16 protein-coding genes and 1 riboswitch are annotated in these 15,821 nt (G+C 55.2%); of the genes, 10 read left to right on the forward strand and 6 right to left on the reverse strand.

Annotated elements, in window-relative coordinates; all coding sequences use genetic code 11:
* Window positions 1-256 precede the first annotated feature (256 nt).
* The gene (purH, locus tag V5P19_RS22430) at window positions 257-1,846 is read left to right on the forward strand and encodes a bifunctional phosphoribosylaminoimidazolecarboxamide formyltransferase/IMP cyclohydrolase (RefSeq protein WP_334407692.1); all 1,590 of its coding nucleotides are present in this window, start codon (window positions 257-259) and stop codon (window positions 1,844-1,846) included.
* Window positions 1,847-1,861: 15 nt separating this feature from the next.
* Window positions 1,862-3,154, forward strand: a complete 1,293-nt coding sequence (purD, locus tag V5P19_RS22435) for a phosphoribosylamine--glycine ligase (protein WP_334407694.1) — start codon at window positions 1,862-1,864, stop codon at window positions 3,152-3,154.
* Between the two features lie 66 nt (window positions 3,155-3,220).
* Here the strand turns inward: purD and V5P19_RS22440 are convergent, their stop codons facing one another.
* The 6 genes from V5P19_RS22440 to nudC form a co-directional block, all read right to left on the reverse strand.
* Window positions 3,221-3,913 (reverse strand): DUF1481 domain-containing protein, encoded by a 693-nt coding sequence (locus V5P19_RS22440; RefSeq protein ID WP_334407741.1) that lies wholly within the window; start codon window positions 3,911-3,913, stop codon window positions 3,221-3,223.
* An 11-nt stretch (window positions 3,914-3,924) separates the two neighbouring features.
* Window positions 3,925-4,197, reverse strand: a complete 273-nt coding sequence (gene hupA, locus V5P19_RS22445) for a nucleoid-associated protein HU-alpha (RefSeq protein WP_002445246.1) — start codon at window positions 4,195-4,197, stop codon at window positions 3,925-3,927.
* Between the two features lie 186 nt (window positions 4,198-4,383).
* Window positions 4,384-4,974, reverse strand: a complete 591-nt coding sequence (locus V5P19_RS22450; protein WP_134347470.1) for a YjaG family protein — start codon at window positions 4,972-4,974, stop codon at window positions 4,384-4,386.
* A 41-nt stretch (window positions 4,975-5,015) separates the two neighbouring features.
* The gene (nfi, locus tag V5P19_RS22455; protein ID WP_010425928.1) at window positions 5,016-5,687 is read right to left on the reverse strand and encodes a deoxyribonuclease V; all 672 of its coding nucleotides are present in this window, start codon (window positions 5,685-5,687) and stop codon (window positions 5,016-5,018) included.
* Between the two features lie 9 nt (window positions 5,688-5,696).
* Complete coding sequence (hemE, locus tag V5P19_RS22460; protein ID WP_334407699.1) at window positions 5,697-6,761, reverse strand: uroporphyrinogen decarboxylase; 1,065 nt, start codon at window positions 6,759-6,761, stop codon at window positions 5,697-5,699.
* 38 nt (window positions 6,762-6,799) lie between these two features.
* On the reverse strand, window positions 6,800-7,573 hold the full coding sequence (gene nudC / locus V5P19_RS22465; RefSeq protein WP_334407702.1) for an NAD(+) diphosphatase: 774 nt from the start codon (window positions 7,571-7,573) through the stop codon (window positions 6,800-6,802).
* Window positions 7,574-7,669: 96 nt separating this feature from the next.
* On the opposite strand from nudC, the gene rsd reads away from it, so the two are divergent.
* From rsd to V5P19_RS22505, 8 genes are all read left to right on the forward strand, one after another.
* The gene (rsd, locus tag V5P19_RS22470; protein ID WP_334407704.1) at window positions 7,670-8,167 is read left to right on the forward strand and encodes a sigma D regulator; all 498 of its coding nucleotides are present in this window, start codon (window positions 7,670-7,672) and stop codon (window positions 8,165-8,167) included.
* A 54-nt stretch (window positions 8,168-8,221) separates the two neighbouring features.
* Window positions 8,222-8,333, forward strand: a riboswitch (TPP riboswitch).
* Window positions 8,334-8,412: 79 nt separating this feature from the next.
* Window positions 8,413-10,308, forward strand: a complete 1,896-nt coding sequence (thiC, locus tag V5P19_RS22475; RefSeq protein WP_334407706.1) for a phosphomethylpyrimidine synthase ThiC — start codon at window positions 8,413-8,415, stop codon at window positions 10,306-10,308.
* 3 nt (window positions 10,309-10,311) lie between these two features.
* Window positions 10,312-10,950 carry a thiamine phosphate synthase gene (thiE, locus tag V5P19_RS22480; protein WP_334407709.1) on the forward strand — a complete coding sequence of 213 codons (639 nt, stop codon included), beginning with the start codon at window positions 10,312-10,314 and terminating at the stop codon, window positions 10,948-10,950.
* Complete coding sequence (locus tag V5P19_RS22485; RefSeq protein WP_334407743.1) at window positions 10,943-11,698, forward strand: HesA/MoeB/ThiF family protein; 756 nt, start codon at window positions 10,943-10,945, stop codon at window positions 11,696-11,698. The genes thiE and V5P19_RS22485 overlap by 8 nt, the downstream gene beginning before the upstream one ends.
* On the forward strand, window positions 11,682-11,882 hold the full coding sequence (thiS, locus tag V5P19_RS22490; protein WP_334407712.1) for a sulfur carrier protein ThiS: 201 nt from the start codon (window positions 11,682-11,684) through the stop codon (window positions 11,880-11,882). Before V5P19_RS22485 ends, thiS begins: the two co-directional genes overlap by 17 nt.
* A gap of 1 nt (window position 11,883) precedes the next feature.
* The gene (gene thiG / locus V5P19_RS22495; RefSeq protein ID WP_334407715.1) at window positions 11,884-12,651 is read left to right on the forward strand and encodes a thiazole synthase; all 768 of its coding nucleotides are present in this window, start codon (window positions 11,884-11,886) and stop codon (window positions 12,649-12,651) included.
* Entirely contained in the window at window positions 12,651-13,784 is a 1,134-nt protein-coding gene (gene thiH, locus V5P19_RS22500; RefSeq protein ID WP_334407718.1) for a 2-iminoacetate synthase ThiH, read from the forward strand. Before thiG ends, thiH begins: the two co-directional genes overlap by 1 nt.
* A 334-nt stretch (window positions 13,785-14,118) precedes the next feature.
* Window positions 14,119-15,660: a diguanylate cyclase gene (locus V5P19_RS22505; protein ID WP_334407720.1), complete on the forward strand. Its 1,542-nt coding sequence runs from the start codon at window positions 14,119-14,121 to the stop codon at window positions 15,658-15,660.
* The last annotated feature ends 161 nt before the right edge of the window (window positions 15,661-15,821 follow it).

The following is a 15,821-nucleotide window of genomic DNA, read 5'->3' on the forward strand; positions in this document are numbered from 1 at the left end:
CTCAGCAGGCCGCAACCGCTAAATGACAGAAAAATGACTGACTGCTGCATTCCACAGCAAAACCCCGCCTTATACCCATTTACGCACAGACTTATCCACAATGATGCGAAAAAGTAAAAATGTGCGAGCGTTGCGCAAACGTTTTCGTTAAAATGCTCGCGCTTCGCAAGGATGCCCCGTCAGGTGTGTTAGATGAGTTTTTCGATGGAAAATTCATCTAACGCTCTCTGTAATCGTGAAATCCAGGGGATTTACCATGCAACAACGTCGTCCAGTCCGCCGCGCTCTGCTCAGTGTTTCTGATAAAGCCGGTATCATCGAGTTCGCTCAGGCACTTTCTGCACGTGGTGTAGAACTGCTTTCTACAGGCGGCACCGCTCGCCTGTTAGCAGATAAAGGTCTGCCGGTAACCGAAGTGTCCGACTACACCGGTTTTCCGGAAATGATGGATGGACGCGTCAAGACTCTGCACCCAAAAGTGCACGGCGGCATTCTTGGCCGTCGCGGCCAGGACGATGACATTATGGCGCAGCATGCGATTGCACCTATCGATATGGTTGTCGTTAACCTCTACCCGTTCGCACAGACCGTGGCTCGCGAAGGTTGCTCTCTGGAAGATGCAGTAGAGAATATTGATATCGGAGGCCCGACTATGGTGCGCTCTGCGGCCAAGAACCATAAAGATGTCGCCATCGTAGTAAAGAGCAGCGATTACGAAACCATTATTACTGAGATGGATGCCAACGAAGGGTCACTCACTCTGGCAACCCGTTTCGACCTCGCCATTAAAGCCTTCGAACACACCGCCGCATACGACAGCATGATCGCTAACTACTTCGGTAGCCTGGTGCCGGCTTACCACGGTGAAAGCAAAGATCCTTCAGGCCGCTTCCCCCGCACGCTGAATCTGAACTTCATTAAGAAGCAGGATATGCGTTACGGTGAGAACAGCCACCAGCAGGCTGCCTTCTATATAGAAGAAGAGGTAAAGGAAGCATCCGTTGCTACCGCACAGCAGGTACAGGGTAAAGCGCTCTCCTATAACAACATTGCTGACACCGACGCCGCCCTGGAATGTGTGAAAGAGTTCAGCGAGCCTGCCTGCGTTATCGTGAAGCACGCCAACCCCTGCGGCGTAGCAGTAAGCACCTCCGTTCTGGATGCCTACGACCGCGCGTATAAAACCGACCCAACCTCTGCCTTCGGCGGCATTATTGCCTTCAACCGCGAACTGGATGCTGAAACGGCTCGGGCCATTATTTCCCGTCAGTTTGTTGAAGTGATCATCGCGCCGTCCGCGTCAGAAGAAGCCCTGAAAATCACTGCCGCGAAGCAGAACGTACGCGTGCTTGTCTGCGGCCAGTGGGCACAACGCGTTCCGGGTCTGGACTTCAAGCGTGTTAACGGCGGTCTGCTGGTTCAGGAACGCGATCTGGGTATGGTGACTGAATCCGATCTGCGCGTGGTAACCAAGCGTCAGCCAACCGAACAGGAACTGCGTGATGCGCTGTTCTGCTGGAAAGTGGCGAAGTTCGTTAAATCCAACGCTATTGTCTACGCGAAAGAGAACATGACAATCGGTATAGGCGCAGGCCAGATGAGCCGCGTCTACTCCGCCAAAATCGCCGGTATCAAAGCAGGTGATGAAGGTCTGGAAGTGAAAGGATCCGCCATGGCCTCTGATGCCTTCTTCCCTTTCCGTGACGGTATCGATGCAGCAGCAGCGGTGGGCATCACCTGTGTTATTCAGCCTGGTGGTTCTATCCGTGATGACGAAGTCATTGCCGCCGCCGACGAACACGGCATTGCGATGATCTTCACCGACATGCGTCACTTCCGCCATTAATCCACGGAGCAGAAAATGAAAGTATTAGTGATTGGCAATGGCGGACGCGAGCACGCTCTGGCGTGGAAAGCGGCACAATCCCCTTTGGTAAAAACCGTCTTTGTCGCACCGGGTAATGCAGGCACTGCACTGGAACCTGCACTGCAGAACGTTGCTATCGGCGTGACCGATATTCCGGCACTGTTGAGCTTTGCCCAAAATGAGAAAATCGATCTCACCATCGTCGGCCCGGAAGCGCCGCTGGTGATTGGCGTGGTTGACGCATTCCGCGCTGTGGGCCTGAAAATCTTCGGCCCAACGGAAGGTGCCGCTCAGCTGGAGGGCTCTAAAGCCTTCACCAAAGATTTTCTCGCGCGTCATAATATCCCGACGGCGGAATATCAAAACTTCACCGAGGTGGAGCCAGCCCTGGCCTACTTACGTGAAAAAGGTGCGCCGATTGTCATCAAGGCCGATGGTCTGGCCGCCGGGAAAGGCGTTATCGTGGCGATGACGCTCGAAGAAGCGGAAGCCGCGGTTCAGGATATGCTGGCAGGCAACGCCTTTGGCGATGCGGGTCACCGTATTGTGATTGAAGAGTTTCTCGACGGTGAAGAGGCAAGCTTTATCGTGATGGTCGACGGCGAGCATGTTCTGCCGATGGCCACCAGCCAGGACCATAAGCGCGTGGGTAATGGTGATACCGGCCCGAATACCGGCGGTATGGGCGCTTATTCCCCCGCGCCAGTCGTGACCGATGAAGTACACCAGCGCACGATGGACCGTATCATCTGGCCAACCGTGAAAGGAATGGCGGCAGAAGGCAACACTTACACCGGTTTCCTCTATGCGGGCCTGATGATCGACAAGCAGGGTAATCCTAAGGTTATCGAATTCAACTGCCGTTTTGGCGATCCAGAAACCCAGCCAATCATGCTGCGCATGAAATCCGATCTGGTCGGACTCTGCCTGGCCGCTTGTGAAGGCAAGCTGGACGAGCAAACTTCCGAGTGGGACGAGCGTGCTTCCCTGGGCGTAGTTATTGCTGCGGGCGGTTATCCGGGCAACTACAACACCGGTGATGAGATCCACGGCCTGCCGCTGGAAGAAATCGACGGCGGTAAAGTATTCCATGCCGGAACGAAGCTGTCTGATGACGATCGCGTCCTGACCAACGGCGGACGCGTGCTGTGTGCGACCGCGCTGGGCCATACCGTTGCTGAAGCGCAGAAGCGGGCCTATGCGTTGATGACGGATATTCGTTGGGAGGGGAGCTTCAGCCGCCAGGACATTGGCTACCGTGCGATTGCACGTGAGCAAGGCGAGTAAGAGCGTCGTCTGTTCTCCCTCGCGTTAACCCTCTCCCTCCAGGGAGAGGGGACCGATCGCTTCCCATCAGAAACTTTTTTCTGTCGGCTGCCAGGTGCAGAAGTCTTCATTCGCCACCAGCAGCAGCTGAGACCCTTCAGGGGCTTCAAGCCACGCCACACTCACGTCCATTGATGAATGACGCTGACGACGCTGGATATGTTGAAGTGCCCAAGATTCAAGGTCAGGCTTCATCGTCTGACCTTCACAGGTTGTCACCGTACCATCGGCATGCCAGCGCCCCTGGCGCAGCACCACGCGTCCCTGACGCAGCGCATCGCTGGTCTGACGAATCTGTTCGGCACGGTAGCGGTACAAGGCAACTTGATCGCTGGAAAGCTGTTGTTTTTGACCGCTGACTTCACGCTGCATAAAACTCAGCTCGCCGCGATCGTCAAAACGCACGCGGACATGTTCAGGGGTTTTGCTGTAGATGTTCAGCTCGATAAACGACAGCTGGTCGCCCTGCCAGCGGTATTCTGCGGTCGACGTATTGCCGTTATGCCACGGGCTGAAAGCGGAAAAGAGATGGACATCATCGCTGGAATCTTTGCGCCAGAACCTGACCGCACCCTGATTGTCAGCGTAACCGCTGGCGGTAAACGGGGGCAGAGAAGAGTCGTGGCTACAGGCTGACAGCAACAGTATGCCTGCCAGCGCGAGCGTTCCACGCCAGAAAGACAAAAGGGGCGTTGCCGCCCCTTCGTTAAAACTGTTCACTGCCACGCGTCTTACTTAACAGCGTCTTTCAGTGCTTTACCAGAAACAAATGCCGGCACGTTAGCTGCGGCGATTTTGATTTCTTTACCGGTCTGCGGGTTGCGGCCAGTGCGCTCAGCGCGGTGGTTCACTTTGAAGGTACCGAAACCAACCAGCTGTACAGCATCACCTTCTTTCAGAGACTCAGTAATAGCAGCCAGGGTAGATTCCAGAGCAGCTTTAGCCTGCACTTTAGACAGATCAGCCTTGTCCGCAATTACATCAATCAGTTGAGTCTTGTTCATAAGTTATCCTTTCAATGTGTTTATCGCTTGCTAAGCATCGAGTGCGACGAAAATGCCAAAAAAGCACTCTCCTGCATACACGCACCGATAGCCACTTTTTTTCGCCCCCCAAATGTAGACCAGACAAGGGTCGAAAGGGAAGAGTCGAGGAGCGACAAAACGGGCGTTATCTCAAGTTTTATTGTCTCATTGGTTAAAAATTATACCAATATTACTCTCGCCGGCCTCACGCAAGTCCGCACGCAGCCCTTTTATCAGCTCAATATCGCGTTCTTCACACTCAGCCAGCAGGCGGAAAATTTCCCACTGAATATCCCATTCTTGCTCAACCGCCGGGTTCACCCGCAGCTCTTCGTCGGTCATTTCACGACCTTCCTGGGTCATTTCCAGCATCGCCACGGTGGTAATGGATGCCTTACTGACTTCAATGGCATGCTCCAGCGTTTCACCGCTCAGACGGGAGTGGATCAACTCGCTTAACGCCACGCAGGCATCGATGGCCGGATAGACACCGTACAGGTCAAAATCATCCGCTGCCGGGATCGCCTCTTCCAGCTTTTCCAGCTGAGAGTCGAAATTCACCTTCGCGTCTTTCACCGTCAGCGTTTCCCAGATTAAATCCAGAATACGACGATAGATCTGGCCTTCGCCAAACGCCGTCTGCTTGCAGAACGCAGCATAGTTAGGGTACATGCGCTCGCACAGGCAAGCCATAAACGTCACGTGCTGCCAGCTTTCCAGCTTCTCAAGGCGCAAATGAATCGGGTTTTGTAACATGATGATGTCTCGAAACGGAAATTAGCCGCAGTTTACCTGAATCAGGGCTGAATTTCCTGCCAACGAATAAATGCCGGACGCGATGACGCAACGGCATCTGCCCAGCGCGTCGGTTCCGGTAATCGGTAACCTTTCATACAGCGCTGAACCCACGCCAGGGCACTGTCCATGCTCACCCGATGCCCGGTCGCGATAAACAGCGGATTGCATCGCGCCTTGCTGCGCCATACCCATGCCAGCTGTTCACCCTTGTGGATGAGCGGTGCCAGCGCGCCCGGCTCCGCGGAAAGGGGTTCAAACGCGCCACACAGGCGTTTCTTGGCGACGCCAATGGTCGGCACATCCACCAGTAACCCAAAGTGGCTGGCAACGCCTAAACGGCGCGGGTGTGAAATACCGTGTCCATCGACGAACAACAGGTCAGGTTTTTGCGAGAGTTGCTCCCACGCTGCCAGCAGCGCGGGATATTCGCGGAAGGAGAGAAAGCCCGGAATGTACGGCATGGTGGTGGCGATACGCGCCACCTTGTATTCCACCAGCTCAAGCGAAGGGTATTTCAAGACCACCATCGCCGCTCGCGTTACTTCCCCCCCCTGCTCGAATCCGACGTCTGCTCCGCCAATGTACTGCGGAGGATCTTTATCCAGACGATCCTCGCGGATCACCGATGAAGCCAGTTCGATTTGTTGAGCGCGTAGCGACGCGAGATCCATAACGACTCCTTACTTGTGATATTGGGCAGAAAGCCGATGCACCGCCTCCACAAATACGCCAGCGTGTTCTGGCGGCACATCCTGATGAATGCCATGGCCGAGGTTAAAGACATGGCCTTCACCCTGGCCGAAACCAGACAGTATAGTCGACACTTCTTCTTCAATACGGGCAGGTTGAGCATAAAGCATGGACGGATCCATGTTGCCCTGTAGCGCCACTTTGTCACCTACGCGACGGCGCGCGTCGGCAATATCGGTAGTCCAGTCCAGCCCCAATGCATCGCAGCCGGTTGCAGCCATCTCTTCCAGCCACTGACCGCCACCTTTGGTGAACAGCGTAACAGGCACGCGGCGACCTTCATTTTCCCGCAGCAGGCCATCAACGATTTTGTGCATGTAGTACAGTGAGAAGTGCTGGTAATCGCGCCCGGTGAGCACGCCGCCCCAAGTGTCGAAAATCATTACCGACTGTGCGCCCGCTTTGATTTGGGCGTTGAGATAAAGCGTGACGCTCTTTGCCAGCTTGTCGAGCAGCGCATGAAGGGCAAGCGGCTCGGCATACATCATCTTTTTGATCAGTGTGAAGGCTTTGCTGCTGCCGCCTTCAATCATATAGGTCGCGAGCGTCCACGGGCTACCGGAAAAACCAATCAGCGGTACTTCACCTTTTAGCTCACGGCGGATGGTGCGCACCGCGTTCATCACGTAGCCCAGCTCACCTTCAGGATCGGGGATGGGCAGCTTATCGACGTCGGCTTTGCTCTTAATGGGCGAGGTAAATCGCGGGCCTTCGCCGGTTTCGAAGTACAGGCCAAGGCCCATGGCATCAGGAATGGTCAGAATGTCCGAGAAGAGAATGGCGGCATCCAGCGGGAAACGACGCAGCGGCTGGAGCGTCACTTCACAGGCCAGCTCGGCATTTTTGCATAGCGACATAAAATCGCCGGCCTGTGCACGGGTGGCTTTGTACTCTGGTAAATAGCGTCCCGCCTGGCGCATCATCCACACCGGGGTGACATCAACGGGCTGGCGCAGCAGCGCACGCAGATAACGATCGTTCTTCAGTTCGGTCATTTTTGCAGTTCCTTAAGCGTCATGGCCTCAGTGTAACACTACTCATACTCGGCCCGACACATTGCAACCGTATCTTCAATCAGGCGTCGCGCCACGGTGCCCGGCGGCGGTAACAGCGGCAAATTGTCGTAACGATACCAATTCGCTTCCAGCAGCTCTTTCTGATCGATAACGATCTCACCGCTATCATAATCGGCCATAAACGCCGTCATCAGCGACATCGGGAACGGCCATGGTTGAGAGGTGACATAACGCAAATTTTTAACCTTGATACTGCTCTCTTCCATCACTTCACGCGCCACCGCCTGCTCCAGCGTTTCGCCCACTTCGACGAACCCGGCCAGGACGGTATGCACACCGTTACGATGACGCGTGTGTTGTGCCAGCAGGATGGAATCATCGCGACGGATCGCCACGATAATGCATGGCGCAATCTGCGGGTAGTAGCGCTCGCGGCAATGGTTGCAGAGCAACGCCCACTCGGTTTTGCTCGGGTGCATGGTATGCCCGCAGTAACCGCAGTATTTATGTGAGCGATAAAACTCCGCCAGCTGCACGCCTCGGCCCGCCAGCTGGAACAGTCCAGCGTCCAGATCCAGCACCTGACGAACAGATCCCATTTCCTGACGGCGTGCCTGTTGGATCAACCACACGGATTCGCCCTGCCATTCGCCGATCCTCAGTGCAGGTTGGCCCGCAAGATCGAACTTTTCCGCCGCACCATAGGGGATTTCCCCGTTGGGCAACCATAACTTTTGCTCGTGACTGACGATCCACCAACCAAGATCTGATTTTTCAATAATACGATCCATATCTATTGCACTACCTTCGCTTCACTGACATGTTGTTAGCATTGTGGCTACATTTTTGGGTAAGCAGATTCAATTCTAAACCTTGCGGAGTCGACCATGTTAAACCAGCTAGAAAGCCTGTCTGAGCGCGTTAGAGGAAGTAACAAACTGGTGGATCGCTGGCTACACGTGCGCAAGCATCTACTCGTGGCTTATTACAATCTGGTCGGTATTAAGCCTGGCAAAGAATCCTTCATGCGCTTGAATGAAAAAGCGCTCGATGATTTTTGTCAGAGTCTGGTCGACTACCTTTCCGACGGACATTTCAATATTTATGAACGTATTGTCCGCGAAATGGAAGGCACAAATCCGTATTTAACGGCAAGCAAACTCTGCCCGCTGCTGGAAGCCAATACCCAGCAGATTATGGATTACTACGATTCCACGCTTGAGAACGCGATCGATCACGATAATTATCTGGAGTTTCAGAAAGCGTTGTCCGATCTCGGCGAAGCGCTGGAGGAGAGGTTCACGCTGGAAGATAAGCTGATTGCCCTCGTCCTTGATAACAACCTGAATGTCGACAGCGAAGATAACATCGCGCGCCCTGCTTGAGTTCTTCGTCGTTAACGCGTAATTTAAAGCGATTCGCCCCTCTCACGAGGGGGATTTTTCTTGTCGGAGTGCCCAGCGCGTAAACGCGCGGGCTGAGACCGTTAATTCGGGATCCGCGGAACCTGATCAGGCTAATACCTGCGAAGGGAACAAGAGTCAAACTGCTGTTGTATCGCCCCCGTGGCGATCTCCTCTTGCTTCATCCGTCGTCTGACAAGCCATGTCCTTCACTTTTGGAATGAGCTATGTCTATCACTAAACTGACCCGCCGCGAACAGCGCGCACACGCACAACGCTTCATCGACACCCTGGAAGGCACCGCTTTCCCAAACTCGAATCGTATCTACATCGCCGGCTCTCAGGCGGATATCCGTGTACCGATGCGTGAAATCCAGCTCAGCCCCACGCTCATCGGCGGCAGTAAAGAGAATCCGCAGTTTGAGGATAACGAAGCTGTACCGGTATACGACACTTCCGGCCCGTACGGCGACCCTGACGTTGCTATCAACGTTCAACAAGGCCTGGCAAAGCTTCGCCAGCCATGGATTCACGCGCGTAACGATAGCGAAGACCTAAACGAGCAAAGCTCGGCTTACACGAAAGAGCGTTTGGCCGACGACGGTCTGGACGCGATGCGCTTCACCGGCCTGCTGACGCCGAAACGCGCTAAGCCAGGCAAATGCGTTACCCAACTTCACTATGCGCGTCAGGGGATCGTCACGCCAGAGATGGAGTTTATTGCCATCCGTGAAAACATGGGGCGCGAGCGTATCCGCAGCGAGGTGCTGCGCCACCAGCACCCGGGCGAAGGTTTTGGCGCTCGTCTGCCAGAAAATATTACGCCTGAGTTTGTGCGTGATGAAGTCGCTGCCGGTCGCGCCATTATTCCTGCCAACATCAACCACCCTGAATCCGAGCCGATGATCATTGGCCGCAATTTCCTGGTGAAGGTCAACGCCAATATTGGTAACTCAGCCGTTACCTCCTCTATCGAAGAAGAGGTTGAAAAGCTGGTCTGGTCGACGCGCTGGGGTGCGGACACGGTGATGGATCTCTCAACCGGGCGCTATATCCACGAAACCCGCGAGTGGATCCTGCGCAACAGCCCGGTGCCGATTGGCACCGTCCCGATTTATCAGGCGCTGGAAAAAGTGAACGGCATTGCTGAAAACCTTACCTGGGAAGCGTTCCGCGACACCCTGCTGGAGCAGGCTGAACAGGGCGTGGACTATTTCACCATTCATGCCGGCGTGCTGCTACGCTATGTGCCGATGACCGCCAGGCGTTTGACCGGGATTGTCTCGCGCGGCGGTTCGATCATGGCGAAATGGTGTTTGTCTCATCATCAGGAAAACTTCCTCTACGAACACTTCCGCGAGATCTGCGAAATCTGTGCCGCCTATGATGTTTCACTCTCGCTGGGTGATGGCCTGCGTCCAGGATCGATCCGCGACGCTAACGACGAAGCGCAGTTTGCCGAGCTTCATACGCTGGGTGAACTGACCAAAATCGCCTGGGAATATGACGTGCAGGTGATGATTGAAGGCCCGGGGCATGTGCCAATGCAGATGATCCGCCGCAACATGACCGAAGAGCTAGAGCACTGCCACGAAGCGCCCTTTTACACTCTCGGGCCATTGACCACGGATATTGCCCCGGGCTACGACCACTTCACCTCCGGGATTGGCGCGGCAATGATCGGCTGGTTCGGCTGCGCCATGCTCTGCTATGTCACGCCGAAAGAGCACCTCGGTCTGCCAAACAAAGAGGACGTGAAGCAAGGCCTTATCACCTACAAAATCGCCGCACACGCCGCTGATCTGGCGAAAGGTCATCCGGGCGCGCAAATTCGCGATAACGCCATGTCCAAGGCCCGTTTTGAATTCCGCTGGGAAGATCAGTTCAACCTGGCCCTCGACCCGTTCACCGCCCGGGCGTATCACGACGAAACCCTGCCGCAGGAATCTGGCAAAGTGGCGCACTTCTGCTCCATGTGTGGGCCGAAATTCTGCTCGATGAAAATCAGCCAGGAGGTGCGTGATTACGCCGCCGCGCAGGCGATCGAAGTGGGAATGGCAGACATGTCAGAAAACTTCCGCGCCAAAGGCGGCGAAATCTACCTCAAAAAAGAGGAGGTGTGAGTAATGTATCAGCCTGATTTTCCTCGTGTGCCCTTTCGTTTAGGGCTGTATCCGGTGGTAGACAGCGTGGAATGGATCGCGCGTCTGCTGGAGGCAGGAGTTCGTACCCTCCAACTACGCATCAAAGACAAACGCGATGAAGAGGTGGAATCCGACGTTATCGCCGCCATTGCTCTGGGTCGACGCTACGCCGCCCGCCTGTTTATCAACGACTACTGGCGACTGGCGGTTAAGCATCAGGCTTACGGCGTGCACCTGGGTCAGGAAGACCTGGAGACAACGGACCTGAACGTCATTCGCGAAGCGGGCTTACGCCTCGGCGTGTCAACGCACGACGATATGGAGATCGACGTAGCGCTGGGGGCTCGCCCTTCCTACATCGCGCTTGGTCACGTCTTCCCGACGCAAACCAAACAGATGCCTTCTGCGCCGCAGGGGCTGGCGCAGCTGGCCGGCCATATCCGGCGCCTGGAGGATTATCCCACCGTTGCCATTGGCGGCATTAGCCTTGCGCGTGCATCCGCCGTTCTCGACACCGGCGTCGGCAGTATCGCCGTCGTCAGCGCCATCACCCAGGCCGCAGACTGGCAAGCCGCCACCGCTCAGCTTTTACGGCTGGCAGGAGCAGGCGATGATGAATGACCGTGATTTTATGCGCTACAGCCGACAGATCCTGCTGGAGGATATCGCCATTGACGGGCAGCAAAAGCTGCTCGCCAGCCGGGTGCTGATCGTCGGCCTGGGCGGCCTGGGCGCGCCCGCTGCGCTCTATCTGGCAGGCGCAGGTATCGGCACGCTGGTATTGGCCGACGACGACGAGGTGCATCTCAGTAATCTGCAGCGGCAAATCCTCTTTACTACCGAGGACATCAACCTGCCCAAAGTGCATATCACTCGCCAACGGCTGAACCAGCTGAACCCGGATATTGAGCTGATTGCGCGGCAGGAGCGGCTCAGCGGCGAAAGCCTGCAACGTGAAGTCGCCCTTGCGGATGTTGTGCTCGATTGCACCGACAATATGGCGACTCGCCAGGCGATCAACGCCGCCTGTGTGGCGCAGAATACGCCACTGATCGCCGCCAGCGCGGTCGGCTTTGGCGGACAACTCATGGTGCTGACGCCGCCCTGGGCGCAGGGCTGCTATCGCTGCCTGTGGCCAGACGATTTCGAGCCTGAGCGCAACTGCCGTACCGCGGGCATTCTGGGCCCCGTGGTGGGTGTGATGGGCACCCTGCAGGCGCTGGAGGCCATTAAGCTTCTGAGCGGCATGGAGACGGAGCGCAATACGCTGCGCCTGTTTGACGGCCGCTCCATCGGCTGGCGCCATCTGGCATTACACCGGGCCAGCCAATGCCCGGTATGCGGAGGCCGCAATGCGCATTCTGTTTAACGATGAACCCCTAAAGTGCGATGAAGGTCTCACCGTGGCCGCACTGCTCGAGAAGCTGCGTCAGCTTAAGCCGGGAACGGCGCTGGCGCTCAATCAACAGATCCTGCCGCGCGAGCAGTGGGAACATCAGCAGGTATCAGAAGGTGACCAAATCCTGCTATTTCAGGTTATTGCAGGAGGATGAGATGTTACGTATTGCCGATAAAGTCTTTGATTCACATCTGTTTACCGGAACAGGAAAATTTGCCTCCCCACAGCTGATGGTTGATGCCATCCGTGAAAGCGGCAGTCAACTGGTCACGCTCGCGCTGAAGCGCGTGGATCTACGCCATCACAGCGATGCTATTCTGGCGCCCTTGCTGGAGGCTGGCGTCACCTTGCTGCCGAATACCTCCGGCGCAAAAACGGCCGAAGAGGCAATTTTTGCCGCTCAGCTGGCACGTGAAGCTCTCGGTACCCGCTGGCTGAAGCTGGAAATTCACCCTGACGCTCGCTGGCTATTGCCCGACCCCATCGAAACGCTGAAAGCAGCTGAAAAGCTGGTCCAGCAAGGTTTCATCGTTCTGCCCTACTGCGGAGCCGATCCCGTTTTGTGCAAACGTCTCGAAGAAGTCGGCTGCGCCGCCGTGATGCCCTTGGGCGCCCCCATCGGCTCTAATCAGGGGCTGGAAACCCGTGCGATGCTGCAAATCGTCATTGAGCAGGCCACCGTGCCGGTGGTGGTTGATGCGGGTATCGGCGTACCCAGCCATGCCGCGCAGGCGCTGGAAATCGGCGCCGATGCGGTACTGGTGAACACGGCTATTGCGGTCGCCGATAACCCGGTGATGATGGCGCGCGCGTTCCGCCTGGCGGTGGAAGCCGGCAGGCTTGCAAGAGAATCAGGCCCAGGCGCAAGCAGCTATCAGGCTCAGGCCACCAGCCCGCTGACCGGTTTTCTGGAGGCGCTCTAATGACGACCTTTATCGATCGCTGGCGAGCGCTTAACTGGGACGATATTGCCCTGCGCATTAACAGTAAAACACCTGCTGACGTGGAGCGCGCGCTCAATGCCCGGCATCTGACTCGGGAGGACATGATGGCACTGCTCTCCCCGGCGGCAAGTGCGTATCTTGAACCGATGGCCCAGCGTGCCCAGCGGCTTACCCGCCAGCGTTTTGGCAATACGGTAAGCTTTTACGTGCCGCTCTATCTTTCGAACCTGTGCGCCAATGACTGCACCTACTGCGGTTTTTCCATGAGCAACCGCATAAAACGCAAAACCCTTGATAAACGTGAAATCGCACGAGAGTGTGCGGCCATACGGGAAATGGGTTTCGAACATGTGCTCCTGGTCACGGGCGAGCATCAACGTCACGTTGGGATGGACTATTTTCGTCAGCACCTTCCCGCCATTCGCCGCGAGTTTGCATCGCTACAGATGGAAGTGCAGCCTCTGTTGCAAGAGGAATACGCTGAGCTAAAAACCCTCGGACTCGACGGGGTGATGGTCTATCAGGAAACCTACCACGAGGCGACGTATGCGCGGCATCATCTGAAGGGAAAGAAACAAGATTTCTTCTTCCGGCTAGAAACGCCGGACAGGCTGGGACGCGCAGGGATCGATAAAATCGGTCTCGGCGCACTGGTCGGGCTGTCCGACAGCTGGAGAGTGGATTGCTACATGGTTGCCGAGCATCTGCTCTGGCTGCAGCAGCATTACTGGCAGAGCCGTTACTCCATCTCCTTTCCCCGGCTGCGCCCGTGCGCAGGAGGAATCGAGCCAGCGTCGCTGATGGACGAACGCCAGCTGGTGCAAACCATCTGTGCATTTCGCCTGCTTGCACCGGAGGTCGAGCTCTCTCTTTCCACGCGGGAATCGCCGGCGTTTCGCGATCGAGCAATCCCGCTGGCGATTAACAACGTCAGCGCATTTTCCAAAACACAGCCCGGCGGCTATGCCGATGACCATCCAGAGCTGGAGCAGTTCGCCCCACATGACGGACGACGTCCGGAAGAGGTGGCTGCAGCCCTGATCGCGCAAGGTCTACAACCCGTCTGGAAAGACTGGGACAGCTGGCTGGGAAGAGCTTCGCAACTGCGTTGAAACGCGCTGCAACCTCGCTGAAAGATATCGAGGTGGCTCGTAACAATATCATTAGGTAATTGTTAGATTTTACGCGTTTTTTTATTCTTATGTTGTCAGCAACGGACGCTGACCAGGGCGAAAAGCTTCTTCCTCGTTTCGCCCTGCCTTCTCTCTAAACCACAAAATTTTTTAATTCTTAAAATAAATGCGTTATTTCCGATTATTCCTTAAGATAAATCATCCTGTTGCCCGGCAATATTCCTATAATGGTCAGCCATCATCCAGACAGCGACTAAGCTGAGAGGATAGCGATTCACGCAACGTGTAAACCATCAGGATTGATGTTCAACTCATGGCAATTCATAGCAAAAAGCTCTCTTTCACCAGACCCATAATGGTCAGTTTCGCGGGGATCCTGTTTAGTTTTATTCTGATCGCCGTATTTATTACGCTGTTGCAGCGTAAGGGTTTCCTTGAGGATTATCATAAGATTAATGGTAATTTCACCCATAATCTGGCGGTGAACTACACCGAGTCTATCCTGCGTGAAAACGACTATATCCTCGGACGAGCCGCCACCTTCTTTTCCCGCAATAACAGGCTAGATACGACCGTAAATACCGATCCTGCAGCAGGGCTGCAGATGTTAATGCATTTACAAAACCTCATGCCGACGGTGTCTTCAATCTCCCTGGCAGATACCCAAGGACAGGTTCTGCGGGCGCCGGAAGTCCTCCCGACAGATAAAAGCAAAACGTATGACGCCCGAACACGTCCGTGGTTCGTTGCGCAGGCGGAAGCCAGTATCTTCAGCCACTATACACGCCCCTATATGGACTATTTTACCGATCACCCGACAGTCACGCTCTACAAGCCCGTGATTTCACCGGAAGGCAGATTAAAGGGCACAATCGCTTTTCATCTCGATTTAACATCAATGGGGTACACCCTGCGTCAGATGGTGGCTCCCGTACAAGGTGAGTTCTTCGTCGTTGAGCGTGATGGTGCCGTGGTGCTTCATCCCGATACGGGTGCGCTCTTTAAACCGTACGTAAGCGAATCGCTAATGGACAAAATGACCAGCGGCGAAGGCCATCTTTACGATCGGAAAACCAATGCCTGGTATTATTACTACTCCTTCACTAACCCGGACTGGTTTGTTATCTATAGAGTATCTGGCGCCACGCTCACTGAAATCACCCGCCATGAAACCACCATCGTCGGTTGGGGGTTTGCGCTGGCGGCAATCATTATCATTTTGTTCGGCTTGTACCTGCGCCACGCCTCACGAACCGTGCTGATGACGATTATCAACGCCATCAAAACCGGGGACGTCAGCCAGGCGCCTCGCCTTGAGGCGATGCTGACACATACGATTCAGACCAACAAAGAACGCGAGCTGGCATATGTCCGCCAGGCCACTCACGATGCGCTGACGGGCTGTAAAAACCGCCGCGCTTTCGACAACGATATCGATGAGCTATTCACTGCACAGCAACCTTTTGCACTGGCGCTGATTGATATTGATAACTTCAAATCGATAAACGACACCTGGGGTCACCTGAGCGGCGATATCGTTTTGCGTAACGTGGCGCGGGAAGGGATTCAAATTATGCAACCGCATCACGTCTCGGTGTACCGCTACGGTGGAGAAGAGTTCGCGGTGATCTTCAAGTCTGAACTGATTACGTCCGCTCACTCGCTGCTGGAATCATGGCGCACTGCCGTAGAAGTACGGGAATGGCGAGAAGAAAACCTCCGCGTCACCTTCAGTGCGGGTCTGGGAGAATGGCACTTCGAACCGCTGGAGCAGTTTGTAGGTGGCGTTGATGCCGCACTCTATAGCGCGAAACAGAAGGGCAAAAACCGCATTATCCGCACCTCCGACAGCTAGTTCCTCACCGCTCAATATGCCCTTATCAACGGGCATATTGTACTTCAATGTAAAATTGTAACCGGTTTCAGAAAAATGCCGATTTCTTTGTGATGCCTGACACACAATCGCGGTAAAGCGGTTGTTGAAGCGGTCTGCACGGGATAATTATCAATAAACAC

The organism is Enterobacter sp. UNJFSC 003 (assembly GCF_036903355.1).
GTDB lineage: Bacteria > Pseudomonadota > Gammaproteobacteria > Enterobacterales > Enterobacteriaceae > Enterobacter.

Coding starts and splice junctions, on each gene's coding strand:
- V5P19_RS22450 (WP_134347470.1), bottom strand. CDS start 4,974: ATGTTACAAAACCCGATTCATTTGCGCCTTGAGAAGCTGGAAAGCTGG.
- nfi (WP_010425928.1), bottom strand. CDS start 5,687: ATGGATCTCGCGTCGCTACGCGCTCAACAAATCGAACTGGCTTCATCG.
- thiH (WP_334407718.1), top strand. CDS start 12,651: ATGACGACCTTTATCGATCGCTGGCGAGCGCTTAACTGGGACGATATT.
- hemE (WP_334407699.1), bottom strand. CDS start 6,761: ATGACCGAACTGAAGAACGATCGTTATCTGCGTGCGCTGCTGCGCCAG.
- V5P19_RS22485 (WP_334407743.1), top strand. CDS start 10,943: ATGAATGACCGTGATTTTATGCGCTACAGCCGACAGATCCTGCTGGAG.
- thiE (WP_334407709.1), top strand. CDS start 10,312: ATGTATCAGCCTGATTTTCCTCGTGTGCCCTTTCGTTTAGGGCTGTAT.
- V5P19_RS22505 (WP_334407720.1), top strand. CDS start 14,119: ATGGCAATTCATAGCAAAAAGCTCTCTTTCACCAGACCCATAATGGTC.
- nudC (WP_334407702.1), bottom strand. CDS start 7,573: ATGGATCGTATTATTGAAAAATCAGATCTTGGTTGGTGGATCGTCAGT.
- hupA (WP_002445246.1), bottom strand. CDS start 4,197: ATGAACAAGACTCAACTGATTGATGTAATTGCGGACAAGGCTGATCTG.
- thiC (WP_334407706.1), top strand. CDS start 8,413: ATGTCTATCACTAAACTGACCCGCCGCGAACAGCGCGCACACGCACAA.
- thiG (WP_334407715.1), top strand. CDS start 11,884: ATGTTACGTATTGCCGATAAAGTCTTTGATTCACATCTGTTTACCGGA.
- purD (WP_334407694.1), top strand. CDS start 1,862: ATGAAAGTATTAGTGATTGGCAATGGCGGACGCGAGCACGCTCTGGCG.
- purH (WP_334407692.1), top strand. CDS start 257: ATGCAACAACGTCGTCCAGTCCGCCGCGCTCTGCTCAGTGTTTCTGAT.
- rsd (WP_334407704.1), top strand. CDS start 7,670: ATGTTAAACCAGCTAGAAAGCCTGTCTGAGCGCGTTAGAGGAAGTAAC.
- thiS (WP_334407712.1), top strand. CDS start 11,682: ATGCGCATTCTGTTTAACGATGAACCCCTAAAGTGCGATGAAGGTCTC.